We start from the raw sequence: 12981 nt of genomic DNA on the forward strand, positions 1-12981 counted from the left end.
CGCTAATCCGCGATGAACCATTTTTTTGTCTGCATTTTCAGCTGAACAGTCAATCAGTCACTGTGAAGAACAACAGAGATCTGTTTTTTGAGCAGAGTTTCTGGGATCACTGAGCCCAATCCTGAATCCAATGCATACTCAATCAATTGGCTTTTACTGCGTGCATCAAACTTCTGTTTCAATCTGGCGACATGACCTTCGACCGTTTTGATTGAAATGTTTAACGTCGACGCGATGTACTGTGGTTTCTTGCCGAAAAGCAGTAAGAACAGTACCTCTGATTCTCTCGAAGTCAGCCGCTTTTGCAGCTTAGACACGCGCGGCTCTGACCCCGCAAGCGATGCCTGATCGCCTTTTGTTCCTGTGGCCTGACAAACCCAATGACCGACCTCTAAGATCGCGGTATCGGTAAGCTCTTGGCCATAGAAGATGGTGCCTTGGACGTTGTCGTCGTCATCAAGCCATGGTGTTTTAGTAAAGATATGGACGTGCCAGCGTCCGTCTGGATAGGGGTGAATATCGAGAATCTTAAGGGTACTGCGTGTATCCATCACATGTTTGTCTTGAGCTCTGAAATCTTGTGCGCACTCGGTGGTTTGACTGGGCATGTCGAAGTCGGTCAAGCCAGTACAAGTCTCATTGGGTTTTAAGCCAATCAATTGGTTGTAAGCAAGGTTGGCGTACACGAAGACCGAGTCAGTATCTTTGCAGCCCCAGCAGCCTGGAAGTTGTTCGAATAAAGAACGATGTATGGAGTTGAGTGGATCTGGCAAGGTTTTATCTCGTGTGTTGCGATGTTGCAATAATATCAGTTTCTTATAGCGCTGCAATGGCAATTAGAGTACGAAAAATAAGGGGGGACTGACAGTTAAACGGACTGCTGACTAACTGTGTCAATCACGGAGAATCGATGGGCATAAAGGGTGATAATCAGGCAAAAAAAAAAGCCAGCCTGAAGAGGGGCTGGCTAAAGACAAGATATGCCTTGTCGACATGTAGAAGATTTTCAGTCTAATTTACGAGGGTCAGGTAAATTAAACTGAGGCATCAATTTGATACCCAGAGTGACTTACTACTCTATCGACGAATCTACTCCTAGGAGTGCTTATGCATAAGGGGGGAATTCCCCTATAAATGTTGCTCAATGTGATAATTGAGAACCTAGAGTAAATATTTGGGGTTCTGAGCCTATGACTGGGAGCCTACAGCTCTCGTACTACTCGGAATCCTAGATAGTTCGCTGCCGTTGAAGGCGGTACGTACAGTTCGTTAAACACTTTTGCTTCTTCAGGAGAGAAGCTCCACGCGCCACCTTTCGCTAGGCCTTTCTGAACGGTTGTCCATTCCCATACATTACCCACCATGTCGTAGAAGCCTGTAAAATGTTTTTCGTGTTCGTGTTCGTGTTCGTGTTCGTGTGATTGCTTGTGAAGTCCCTAAACTCGCCGGAACGATTGGTTTTACAATGCCCGTAGTTTGTACACTCTTGATCATCCTTCCGGAGGCATGATCAAGATGATCGCGATAATGATCTTTTCATTCTCGCGAGCAAATAACTCTCATGAGCATTTACAAATTCATCTTATGCGCATTTAAGAGTATTATTCTTACTATGTTGACCCGAGTATTTTTCTGTCATGTCTAAACCTTTACCCTTTCCTAACCTAGACCTTTCTCCGCTAGGCCTTACTGGCCCTCGTCCTGCTGAGATCATCACTTTGCCATCGCATATGGATTGCCACGATCATCATTATTCTCAGGTGGTGATTGGTTTAAAAGGTCAGGCGGAATTTGAAGTGAGTGGTAAGGGGAATCTTGTTGGCCCAGGACAAGGTTGTGTGGTGACGGCGAGCTCTGATCATGCTTTCGGCGGAGTGGTTGGTCAGTCGGATATTCTCGTGCTCAACATGCCTATGCCAACCGATGATGACCCTCTGATGCTAGAGAAGATTAATCAGCTCGAGTCTTCGAACGTCTATTTCCAATTAGATGCGCAAATTCAAAAGCTTATTCATATGCTGGTACAAGAGATGCTGGCGAGCCCTGATGACCTGCTATTAAGCCGTGCCTGCAATGACACGGTGATCGCCTTAATGCAAAGACACATCTCGGCGTTTGAAACCTCAATCAAGGATTCACGTTTTGATCTTGAAGCGCTGGATCGTTATATCGAGCAACACCTCGCAAATAAGATCTCCGTCGCGCAGCTTGCGGGTAGTGTGTTCTTGGGTGAAAGCCAGTTCCATATGTTATTCAAAGAGCAAATGGGCATTACCCCTCACCAGTACGTTCTTGGCAAGCGCATCGACCGTTCTCGTCGTTTAATTGAACAAGGTAATCTAAGCCTTGGTCAGGTCGCTGAACTGGCTGGTTTCTCCGGTCAATCTTCCTTTACTCACACCTTTTCACGCCTTCAAGGCATGTCACCATCCCAATACAAAAAGAAAATTTCTGTTAAATAGTGAAACAAAACGGCATATTATTTTAAAGTTTCATATGTGACCTTGTGTTTGTTTTGTTAATAAAGCGAGTTTTTAGCAAAAAACTCGGAGTTTTTGACAAGTAATCCTTATATACTCTAAATACACTGCAGCCATTGTAGAGATCCCGAACTCTTTTCGGGTGTGAGATTAAGGAAAACGCATGTTTACAGCTACTGATGTGTTAAAGCCAGAATTCAATGAGCAGTCGCTTGCTGATCTTTGGACGCTTATCTCACCATTATATATGGTGGATGAAACCCAATGGCTAGAGCAACTTCTGCCGCTAGCTACCCCTTCTGAGTCTGAAAAGCAGCAAATTACAGACAAAACGACGTCGTTGATTGAGTCTATCCGTGCGGATAAAACATCTATTCAGATGATCGACGCCTTGTTGCTTGAATACAGCTTAGATACTCAAGAGGGCATCTTGCTAATGTGTCTGGCGGAAGCCTTGATGCGTATTCCTGATTCGGCAACCGCTGATGCGTTGATTCGCGACAAACTTAGCGTTGCGGATTGGAAATCTCACCTGAAGAATTCTGACTCGGTTTTTGTTAACGCATCAACTTGGGGCCTAATGCTAACAGGCAAGGTGGTTGGACTTTCATCTAAAGAGCAGAGTGCAGGTCAAGCGGTTAACCGTTTAGTGAACAAGCTTTCTGAGCCGGTGATTCGTAAAGCGATGCACCAAGCGATGAAGGTGATGGGTCACCAATTCGTTCTTGGTCGCAGCATTGCTGAAGCGCAGAAGAACGGTAAGTCTATGCGTGACAAAGGTTTTACCTACTCATACGACATGCTAGGTGAAGCGGCACTGACCACTGCTGACGCAAACAAATACTTTAAAGATTACCTAATGGCGATTGAAGCCGTAGGTCGAGACACATACGTCTCTTCAAAATCTAGCCCAGCACCGTCTGTTTCTATCAAGCTTTCTGCGCTTCACCCACGTTATGAAGTGGCGAATGAAGACCGCGTACTGACTGAGCTATGCGACACGCTAGAGCAGTTACTGCGCCGTGCGATTGAGCTTGATGTTGCGATCACGATTGATGCAGAAGAAGCGGATCGCCTAGAGCTTTCGCTTAAGTTATTCGAAAAACTGTATCGCAGCGAGCTAGTGAAAGGCTGGGGCAAGTTTGGTCTGGTTATTCAAGCGTATTCAAAGCGTGCGTTACCGGTTCTAGTTTGGCTAAACCGCCTAGCAAAAGAGCAGGGTGACTTAATCCCACTTCGCCTAGTTAAAGGTGCTTACTGGGATAGTGAGATCAAATGGTCACAACAAGCTGGTTTCGATAACTACCCTGTTTACACTCGCAAAGAAGCGACTGATGTAGCCTACCTAGCGTGTGCGCGTTATCTATTGAGCCCAAGTGTTCGTGGCAATATCTTCCCGCAGTTTGCTAGCCACAATGCTCATACGGTTTCCGCTATTGCAGTGATGACAGACCATAAAGACTTTGAATTCCAACGCTTACACGGCATGGGTGATTCACTTTACAACCATGCAATGGAAGCTTACCAACAGTCGGTACGTATTTACGCGCCAGTTGGTAGCCATAAAGATCTACTGCCATACCTAGTACGTCGTCTGTTAGAGAATGGTGCAAACAGCTCGTTTGTACACCGTTTGGTTGATGCTCGTTGCCCTGTAGCAGAGCTAACACAGCATCCAGTCGACATGCTTTTGGCATTCGATACGTTGAACAACACTAAGATTCCTCTGCCGCCAGCGGTATTCCCTGAGCGTAAGAACTCATACGGTGTGAACATTGATATCGAGAGCGAAGCGCATCAGTTTGAAGAGCAAGTAAAAGGCTTCTTAAACAATCAATGGACTGCTGGACCTGTGATCAACGGCGAATCTCTTGCCGAAAGCATGATCAAGGCTGATCAGAATGTTGAACAAGTAACAGCACCTTACGATCGTCGTATTAGCGTGGGTCAGGTGGCTTTTGCAAACCTTGATCATGTTTCCGCAGCGATCACTGGTGCAGACGCCGCATTTGCTGATTGGAATGCGACATCGGTTGAAACCAAAGCCGCTGCACTTGAGAAGCTGGCGGATCTGATGGAAGAAAACCTGGCTGAGCTGGTGGCAATTTGTCATCAAGAAGCGGGTAAGACAATTCACGACAGCATTGATGAAGTGCGTGAAGCGGTAGACTTCTGTCGTTACTACGCAAAACAAGCGAACAACCTACAAGGTTTTGAGCTAAAAGGCTTTGATGGTCTAACTCGAATCGCTTCGCGACAAGGTCGTGGCGTGTTCGTTTGTATTAGCCCTTGGAACTTCCCTCTAGCTATCTTCCTTGGCCAAATTACAGCAGCTTTGGTTGCGGGTAACACGGTTGTGGCTAAGCCTGCCGAGCAAACAAGCTTAATTGCAGCTCGCGCCGTTGAACTGATGAATGAAGCGGGTTTCCCTGCTGGCACTATTCAGTTACTACCGGGTCGTGGCGCTGAGATCGGCAGTGCACTTACCAGCCATGATGCCATTGCGGGCGTTGCCTTTACGGGTTCAACACCAACAGCACAACGTATCAACGTGTCATTGGCAAGTCGTAACGCTAAGCCTGTTCCGTTTATCGCGGAAACCGGTGGTCAGAATGCGATGATCGTCGACAGTACCGCACTGCCTGAACAGGTAGTCCGTGATGTTATTCGTTCGGCATTCGCTTCTGCAGGTCAACGTTGTTCTGCGCTACGTGTGCTTTACATTCAAGAAGACATTGCAGATCGCGTGATTGGACTAATTCACGGTGCGATGGATGAGCTAAGCGTTGGTATTCCACATCTTCATAAAACGGATGTGGGCCCAGTTATCGACCAAAACGCGAAGCAGAAGTTGATGACGCACCTAGAAAATATGACTAAGACCCAGAAGAAAGTGGCTCAACTTTCTCTAGGAGCGGATTGTGAACATGGTGACTTTGTTCCACCAAGTGCATTTGAAATCGATGACATCAGCTGTTTGAAAGAAGAACAGTTTGGCCCTGTGCTTCACATCGTTCGCTTCAAAGCGAGTGAGTTGACACAAGTAGTAGACCAAATTAACCAAACCGGTTTTGGTCTAACTATGGGTATCCACAGCCGTAACGAAACAACTTACCGTTGGATCGAGAAACACATTCGTGTGGGTAACTGCTACATCAACCGTGACCAAGTGGGCGCTGTTGTTGGTGTTCAACCATTCGGCGGTCAAGGTTTGTCGGGTACTGGCCCTAAAGCGGGTGGTCCTCACTACCTATACCGCTTTACTGATGTTCATTTTTCTCAATCACAAGACAAGGCATAAGGAGCAGTATCATGGTTCATCAAGTGACAGGTTTTTCTGATGCTTTGTTAGCGTGGGAACAATGGAATCTTACCGACTTTGATCATAAGAGTGCTCAGGTACTTGCATTCAAATCAGAGATCGAAAGCCAATCTACGTCTTTGGCGGCAGTGGCAACTTATCACCTAGAGCAAGCCTCTGCGCTGCTTTCTGAGCAGCACCTAATGGCTGGCCCGACTGGTGAAACAAACGAGCTGTATGCTGCAGGACGTGGTGTGGCTTTGGTGATTGTTGATGATTGCCAAGACAAAGAGCCAGCACTGCAAACAGCAACCGCGATGATTACCGCAGCACTATTAGCGGGTAACAGCGTGCAATTGTGCAGTGATGACGTGCAATTCAACTCCTTGATCGCTGATGCAGCGAAACAAGCGAATTTACCGACGAACTTGGTGCAGGTTGCTTCGTACGACGCGGCTCAACAGCTGCTGTCTTGCGATGTACGTAGCGCAGGTTACGTAGGTAACTCACAAACGGCTCAAGCTATCAATTTACAACTTGCTAAGCGTGACGGTGCCATCGTCAGTTTAGTAGCTGAAACGGATCTGACAGCAATGCATGTTGCTCACGATCCACACTTATCGCTGCGTTTCATTACCGAGCGTACGCGAACTATAAATATAACAGCCGTGGGCGGTAACGCGACCTTGCTCGAACTTGGAAGCGAAGCTCACTAACCTTCAGTAACATTGGCTCTAAGCACTTTTGTTTTCTCCATTGTTGGTTTCACCATCTTTGGATTTAACTCATAGTGCCTTGGAGCCTCAATACCTAACTCAATGCACTCGCTTGCCTTTACGGTGAGTGTCTTGCATTGAATTAGGCATGGAAGGCTTTTTACAAATGAGGACTATCAAATGATAGAAAACAGTTTTGCAATAACGACGACGTTCATTGCGTATCTAATTATGATGCTGGCAATCGGTGTTATTGCTTACAAACGTACTTCTAGCTCGACAGACTACTTCCTAGGTGGTCGTTCGCTAGGCCCATGGCCTGCTGCACTTTCTGCTGGTGCATCAGACATGAGTGGTTGGCTACTACTTGGTCTACCGGGTTACGCTTATGCTGCTGGTTTTGAAGCATTCTGGCTTGCTGGTGGCCTGCTAGTTGGTACTTGGGCGAACTGGTTAATCAGTGCTAAGCGTCTGCGTACTTACAGCATTACAACAGAGTCACTGACGCTACCTGAGTTCCTATCTCGTCGTTTCAATGATAATTCTAAGCTGATCCAAACAATTTCTGCTTTCTTTATCCTTTTATTCTTCCTTTTCTACACAAGTTCTGGCTTGGTAGCAGGTGGTAAATTGTTTGAAACAGTATTCGGCCTAGATTACACAACAGCGGTAATCATCGGTACAGTATGTGTGGTTTCTTACACGCTATTTGGTGGTTTCCTTGCGGTATCTTGGACGGATTTGGTTCAAGGTCTGCTGATGTCTGCTGCGCTATTGATTGTACCAATCGCAGCGATGAACGGTGGTCTTGGTCAGCTATCGACTGATCTTCACAACATCAACCCAGAGCTTCTCACGCTATGGAATGATGTGAAAGGTGAGCCACTTTCTGCTATCGCGATCATCTCGCTAGCGGCATGGGGTCTAGGTTACTTCGGTCAGCCACACATCCTTGCTCGTTTCAAAGCAACACGTAGCAACAAAGACCTAACAACAGCGCGTCGTATCGCGGTGGTATGGTCTGCTCTGTCTATGGTTGGTGCAATGCTAGTAGGTCTGGTTGGTCTAATCTACGTGACTAACTCTGGCGCGCCTAAGCTAGACGATGGCGAGAAGATCTTCATGCTTCTTGTGAACGCGATGTTCCACCCAGTAATCGCAGGTATCTTACTTGCTGCAATCCTAGCGGCAATCATGAGTACTGCGGATTCACAACTTCTTGTTTCTTCATCTGCGATGGCAGAAGATCTATACAAGCAACTACTTAAGAAAGATGCGACGTCTGAAGAGATCGTTCGTGTAGGCCGCTTCGCGGTAATCCTAATCTCTCTAATTGCACTTGTGCTAGCGATGACGCCAGACAGTTCAGTTCTTGGCCTTGTATCTTATGCATGGGCTGGTTTCGGTGCTGCATTTGGTCCAGCTATCGTGTTGAGCCTATACTGGTCTCGTATGAACCGTAACGGCGCTCTAGCGGGTATCGTTGTTGGTGGTGTTACGATTGTACTTTGGAAACAGTTCACGGGCGGTTGGTTCGATGTTTACGAAATCGTACCGGGAATCATCCTATCAACTATCTCTATCGTTATCGTGAGCCTAATCACTGGCGAGCCAGAAGACGAAGTTAAGAAGCAACACGCTGAGTTCGAGAAGAACCTTGTTGAGCTAGACTAATTTACATTGTAAAAATACCAATGAATTAGCAAAAGACATGAACAATAGAGTCACTTCGGTGGCTCTATTTTTTTATGTGAGTACGACCTTTGTCTTATTTCAAATTAAGTTTATTCGAGGTTTTCTGATATTGAAATGGGGGTTTACAATGTAAATCGAAAGCGAAGGATCTTGAGCGAGAAATGAAAGGTCTGTCTTGTTGGTGGCGTTTGATGTCAAAAAATAAAATAGAAAAATGGCTATTTTTTGAACTTGGCGCTCACTTTTGTCATTAGCTCGGTGAATTGTGGAACCGAATTGGACATGATGTGTCAATTGTCAGTAACCACTAAAGACCTATAGGACAAAGGTATGCCTGATCTCTATTGCAAAGGATGTAAAAAAACAACACTACATAAGTCTATAATGAAACGTTGTGAATCAGAGCCCGAGACAGCTTCTGGCCGTATGATGCAATGGACGTCAAAACTATTTAGTGGAAACCTGTACTACGATATGGAAACTCAGCACTTCTGCCGCACGTGCAATTGTCGTTGCGAAACTGGAAGTGCTGTTCCCCAAGTTGGCCTAGCCTAACTCATAGTAAGTGCTTACTAACTTGATTCAAAAAACCTCCGTGCTAGGAGGTTTTTGTGTTTCTAAGCAGCCTTGAGTGCAAGCTCAGCTTCAATGGCATTGCCATCAATCTTCACTTCCCATCCATAGTTTGAGTATTCACTTGCTAGTGCCTGAGCAACATCTTTTGATACCGTTACGTGTGTCCATGAACCAATACCGTAAGGTTTATATGCGAGTTCTTGCGTTTTCATAATAGAGTCATCCTTTCTCTTTGATAATTATATTATTCACTTTGGCCTATATCCTTTCTTTCGTTTCCGGCTCAACTTATTTGTTAATCGGGTCATTTCTATAATAATTTGTTAATAACCAGAGTTTGATTTATAAGGGTTCTTATCTATTTGTATGTGTTTATATCTGGCGTGAATATCATCCGTGCATTTAGTTTTTAAATGTGTGAGCGAGGTTTTCTTCGATTGCACTTGGTATGGAATATACTGAGCGGAATTTAGAATGTTTAAGGAATGTTATGTCTCAGCATCAGCTCGATCGTATCGATAAAGAGATACTAAGAATTCTGCATATGAAAGGGCGTTTACCTGTTGTTGAACTGGCAAAACAGGTCAACCTTACGACGTCACCTTGCTCTGATAGACTCAAGCGATTGGAGAAAGAGGGCTACATCACGGGCTATCATGCTGAGCTTTGTTCAGAAAAGCTGGGACTCGATGTTCAAGTCTTTATCCATATCCGTCTCGATCAGACTAGCTTTTCGATCTTCGACAAATTTGCCCAAGCCGTGGAAATGATGCCTGAGGTGGAAGAGTGCTACTCACTGTCGGGTGACTTTGACACCATGATCAAGGTTCGAGTGAAAGACATGAAGGCGTACCAAGCGTTTATGGCCACCAAGCTGGGCACCTTGCCTGGTGTGATTCAGACACGTAGTGAAGTGGTGATTGAAGAGCATAAAAAGGGCTTCGGCGTGAACCCTGAGTTGTTGGCAACTCTAAAATAGTGGCCTAATTTCGCTTACCAACGTGATTTAGATATAAAAAATGGAAGCAATGAGCTTCCATTTTTTGTTGAGCGTCAGATAAAGAGCAATCCGATAAACTTGTTCGCCTTAAAGCGTAATGGCCGCAGAGATTAAGCCAATCACACCACCGAATACACCGCCCCAAACCACAAGCCAGCCAAGGTGTTTCTTGATCATGGTCTGAACCATCTCTTTAACCAGCTTAGGTGTTAGTTCATTCAAGCGCTGATCGATGATCGCCTCAATGTTTTCTTTGATTTCATCCATCATCGCAGGCGATTCTAGCTCGTCTTTGATGGCATTTTTTACAGAATCACTCTTGCTGATTTCAATCACAGATTCTTGCATCTTCTCAACAAACGGCGCTTTCATTGGCTCTAGTGCTTCTGTGCCACCAAACATTGCCAACATACCGCCAAACTGAGAGTTCTCGATAACATGCACCAGTGAGTCGAATGCAGGGTTAAAGTCGATCTTCTGAATCACAGGCTCTAGATTGAGCGACTTTCCTGTCATCTCGCTGCTTAGGAAGCGGTCGATGTTACTTTCTGTAAAGAATTGCTCCATCATCAGTTGCTTGATGGCTGCCTTGAACTCTTCAAAGCGTGCTGGAATAACGCCTGAACCGTATAGGCCGGGTACTTTCTCGAACAACATGTGAATCGCAAGCCAGTTGGTGATGGCACCAGAAAAGGCGAATAGGCCTGCGTAAAGCAAGTATTGGTTTGCTGTCGCATAGCCGCCAGCAAGCAGTGCTAACGCAATAACGTTAGTTAAGACACTTTTGTTCATGGTTGATCTCTAGAAAGAATATTGCGCGCATTTTAAGAAAAAAACGCCAAGAAAAAAACAAAAGGATCGATGAAGTTTATTGGACAGGTAGCAAAGAGCGCCAAATAGCAGGCATAAAAAAGGCTAGCCTCCCCCCGAAGTCTAGCCTTATTCCAGAACGCGCAAGCGAGGCGTCTTTGGTGTTAATGTCATTATATAATTACGACATAACATTCTGCCATGTGTAATTTACCGCTAATAAACAAATTGCTGTGAATCACATCGCACTTTTAAAATAGCACAAAAATTAAGCGTTTGTAGCTTGCTCAAGGTCATCGGCAATGAAGCCACCGGTTTGGTGATTCCATAGCTGCGCATAAATACCATTCTGGTTAATCAGCTCTTGGTGCGTGCCTTCTTCTACGATATTGCCGGCATCAAGCACGATCAGGCGATCCATCGCTGCGATGGTCGACAGGCGGTGTGCAATCGCAATAACCGTTTTGCCTTCCATTAGCTCAATCAAGCTCTCTTGAATCGCTGCCTCTACCTCAGAATCGAGTGCAGAAGTTGCTTCATCGAGAACCAATAGTGGTGCATTTTTCAAAAGAACACGTGAGATAGCGACACGTTGACGCTGACCACCAGAAAGCTTAACGCCACGTTCACCCACTTGAGCATCGTAACCAACGTTGCCAAACGGGTCGGTTAGCGTTTCGATAAACTCATGCGCGTGTGCCTGTTTAGTCGCCGCGTATACCTCTTCGTCTGATGCCTCTGGTCGACCGTAAAGAATGTTGTCTTTGATCGAACGGTGCAGCAGTGAAGTATCTTGGGTCACCATACCAATGTTGCTACGCAGAGAATCTTGAGTAACGCTCGAGATCTCTTGGTCATCAATCAGGATGCGGCCACTTTCTACATCGTGGAAACGCAAAAGTAAGTTAACTAGGGTCGATTTACCTGCACCTGAACGGCCAACCAAGCCCACTTTTTCACCCGGTTTGATGTTGAGGTTTAGGTTGTTGATCACCCCCTTATTCTCACCGTAGTTAAAGCTTACATTGTCGAAGTTGATACCGCCTTGTGGAACCTCCAGAGGCTTCGCGTCTTTCTTGTCTTCAATAGCAATAGGCTTAGACAGAGTTTTAATGCCGTCAATCACGGTACCAAGGTTCTCAAACAGACCACCAATTTCCCACATGATCCATTTCGACATGCCGTTAATACGCAGAGCCAAGCTGACCGCAATCGCGATTGCACCCACGGTGATTGCGCTATCTAGCCATAGGTAGATAGAGATACCCGCAATGCTGAACACCAATAGATAGTTAGCGAATTCCACGCAGATGTTGAAGCCGGTTACCAAGCGCATTTGGCGGTGCACAGTATCTAGGAAGCCTTCCATGCCTTCTTCGGCGTATTCGGTTTCTCTTTTACTGTGTGAGAACAATTTCACCGTCGCGATGTTGGTGTAGCTATCAACAATACGACCTGTCATCAGTGAACGAGCATCCGCTTGCTCTGAAGACACGTCTTTTAGCTTTGGCACGAAGTGCAGTTGAATACCGATGTAAACGAACAGCCAAATCAGCATCGGAGCCATCAAACGCCAATCTGATTCGGCTAGCATGAACAGCATTGCCGTGAAGTAAACCGTTACGTAAACAAACACATCAACCATTTTGGTCACGGTTTCACGTACTGCGAGCGATGTTTGCATTACTTTAGTGGCAACACGTCCGGCAAAATCATCTTGATAGAACGACAAGCTCTGCTTCAAAAGATAGCGGTGCGCCAACCAACGAATAGACATCGGGTAGTTGCCCAGCAAGGTTTGGTGAAGCAAAAGCGAGTAAACACTGATCAAGATCGGCATCACGACCAATAACAGAACACCCAGCCCCATGAGTGTGGATTGGTTATCTGCTAAGAAAGTGTCTGGGTTGCTGGTTGATAGCCAATCAACCAGTTGGCCCATGTAACCGAACAACGCGACTTCGATGATCGCGATGGTCATGCTCATTAGGCCGAGCAAGATTAACGGTTTTTCAAAACCTCGAGTGTAATGGCGGCAGAATGCCAGTATTCCAGTAGGAGGTTGTATCGGCTCTCCCTTTGGAAAGGCTTCAGTAAAGCCTTCAAATTTCTTGTACATAGATTTCCCTTTATAAACTAGTGCATCTATAAGCGACTGCATCGTTGGTGCAGCTTTGTTTTTATGGTCTTGATTCGAAATTTAACTGTCTTAGTTTGAAATTATATAAGCGCCCATGGGTTCTTATCAGTATTAAGTCATTCGATGGATTTTGTTCTAGCGCCTATTTAGGCACTTGGCTTTAAAACACTAAAACTTTGTCTAAGCGATACAGGAAAGGTCCAAAGAGTGTCTTTCATGACGCTTATTTTAGATTGAATTAGACAGGAAAAGTTAAGCTTATT

General features: G+C 45.5%; 9 protein-coding genes and 1 pseudogene. 5 read left to right on the forward strand and 5 right to left on the reverse strand.

Going from position 1 to position 12981, the window contains the following annotated elements; all coding sequences use genetic code 11:
- Positions 1-53: 53 nt before the first annotated feature.
- Together AB4154_RS09385 and AB4154_RS09390 are read right to left on the reverse strand one after the other, a co-directional pair.
- Entirely contained in the window at positions 54-836 is a 783-nt protein-coding gene (locus tag AB4154_RS09385; protein WP_372122784.1) for a PAS domain-containing protein, read from the reverse strand.
- Between the two features lie 366 nt (positions 837-1202).
- Positions 1203-1379 (reverse strand): annotated as a pseudogene (locus AB4154_RS09390) (SUMF1/EgtB/PvdO family nonheme iron enzyme); the annotation flags it as partial.
- Positions 1380-1637: 258 nt separating this feature from the next.
- On the opposite strand from AB4154_RS09390, the gene AB4154_RS09395 reads away from it, so the two are divergent.
- The 4 genes from AB4154_RS09395 (at position 1638) to putP (ending at position 8171) form a co-directional block, all read left to right on the forward strand.
- A complete protein-coding gene (locus tag AB4154_RS09395; RefSeq protein WP_372122786.1) occupies positions 1638-2462 on the forward strand; it encodes an AraC family transcriptional regulator in 825 nt (274 codons plus the stop codon).
- 181 nt (positions 2463-2643) lie between these two features.
- Positions 2644-5781: a bifunctional proline dehydrogenase/L-glutamate gamma-semialdehyde dehydrogenase PutA gene (gene putA / locus AB4154_RS09400; protein ID WP_017065151.1), complete on the forward strand. Its 3138-nt coding sequence runs from the start codon at positions 2644-2646 to the stop codon at positions 5779-5781.
- Between the two features lie 11 nt (positions 5782-5792).
- Positions 5793-6497, forward strand: a complete 705-nt coding sequence (locus AB4154_RS09405; RefSeq protein WP_372122788.1) for a 1-pyrroline-5-carboxylate dehydrogenase — start codon at positions 5793-5795, stop codon at positions 6495-6497.
- Positions 6498-6680: 183 nt separating this feature from the next.
- Positions 6681-8171: a sodium/proline symporter PutP gene (gene putP, locus AB4154_RS09410; RefSeq protein ID WP_372122828.1), complete on the forward strand. Its 1491-nt coding sequence runs from the start codon at positions 6681-6683 to the stop codon at positions 8169-8171.
- A gap of 638 nt (positions 8172-8809) precedes the next feature.
- On the opposite strand, the gene AB4154_RS09415 is transcribed toward putP, so the two are convergent.
- Entirely contained in the window at positions 8810-8980 is a 171-nt protein-coding gene (locus tag AB4154_RS09415) for a hypothetical protein (RefSeq protein ID WP_017071239.1), read from the reverse strand.
- 278 nt (positions 8981-9258) lie between these two features.
- Here AB4154_RS09415 and AB4154_RS09420 point away from each other — a divergent pair, with 278 nt between their 5' ends.
- Positions 9259-9747, forward strand: coding sequence for an Lrp/AsnC family transcriptional regulator (locus AB4154_RS09420; protein ID WP_004732526.1), 489 nt, complete (start codon positions 9259-9261; stop codon positions 9745-9747).
- Between the two features lie 108 nt (positions 9748-9855).
- Here the strand turns inward: AB4154_RS09420 and AB4154_RS09425 are convergent, their stop codons facing one another.
- Together AB4154_RS09425 and AB4154_RS09430 are read right to left on the reverse strand one after the other, a co-directional pair.
- Positions 9856-10560: a hypothetical protein gene (locus tag AB4154_RS09425; protein WP_017065155.1), complete on the reverse strand. Its 705-nt coding sequence runs from the start codon at positions 10558-10560 to the stop codon at positions 9856-9858.
- 286 nt (positions 10561-10846) lie between these two features.
- Positions 10847-12697 (reverse strand): ABC transporter ATP-binding protein, encoded by a 1851-nt coding sequence (locus AB4154_RS09430; protein ID WP_372122789.1) that lies wholly within the window; start codon positions 12695-12697, stop codon positions 10847-10849.
- Between the last annotated feature and the right edge of the window lie 284 nt (positions 12698-12981).

The organism is Vibrio sp. 10N.286.51.B11 (assembly GCF_041469245.1).
Classification (GTDB): domain Bacteria; phylum Pseudomonadota; class Gammaproteobacteria; order Enterobacterales; family Vibrionaceae; genus Vibrio; species Vibrio crassostreae_C.

What these genes read in the sequence shown, in the direction of transcription:
- AB4154_RS09395 (WP_372122786.1), top strand. Translation starts at nt 1,638, where the DNA reads ATGTCTAAACCTTTACCCTTTCCTAACCTAGACCTTTCTCCGCTAGGC.
- putA (WP_017065151.1), top strand. Translation starts at nt 2,644, where the DNA reads ATGTTTACAGCTACTGATGTGTTAAAGCCAGAATTCAATGAGCAGTCG.
- AB4154_RS09405 (WP_372122788.1), top strand. Translation starts at nt 5,793, where the DNA reads ATGGTTCATCAAGTGACAGGTTTTTCTGATGCTTTGTTAGCGTGGGAA.
- AB4154_RS09415 (WP_017071239.1), bottom strand. Translation starts at nt 8,980, where the DNA reads ATGAAAACGCAAGAACTCGCATATAAACCTTACGGTATTGGTTCATGG.
- AB4154_RS09420 (WP_004732526.1), top strand. Translation starts at nt 9,259, where the DNA reads ATGTCTCAGCATCAGCTCGATCGTATCGATAAAGAGATACTAAGAATT.
- AB4154_RS09425 (WP_017065155.1), bottom strand. Translation starts at nt 10,560, where the DNA reads ATGAACAAAAGTGTCTTAACTAACGTTATTGCGTTAGCACTGCTTGCT.
- AB4154_RS09430 (WP_372122789.1), bottom strand. Translation starts at nt 12,697, where the DNA reads ATGTACAAGAAATTTGAAGGCTTTACTGAAGCCTTTCCAAAGGGAGAG.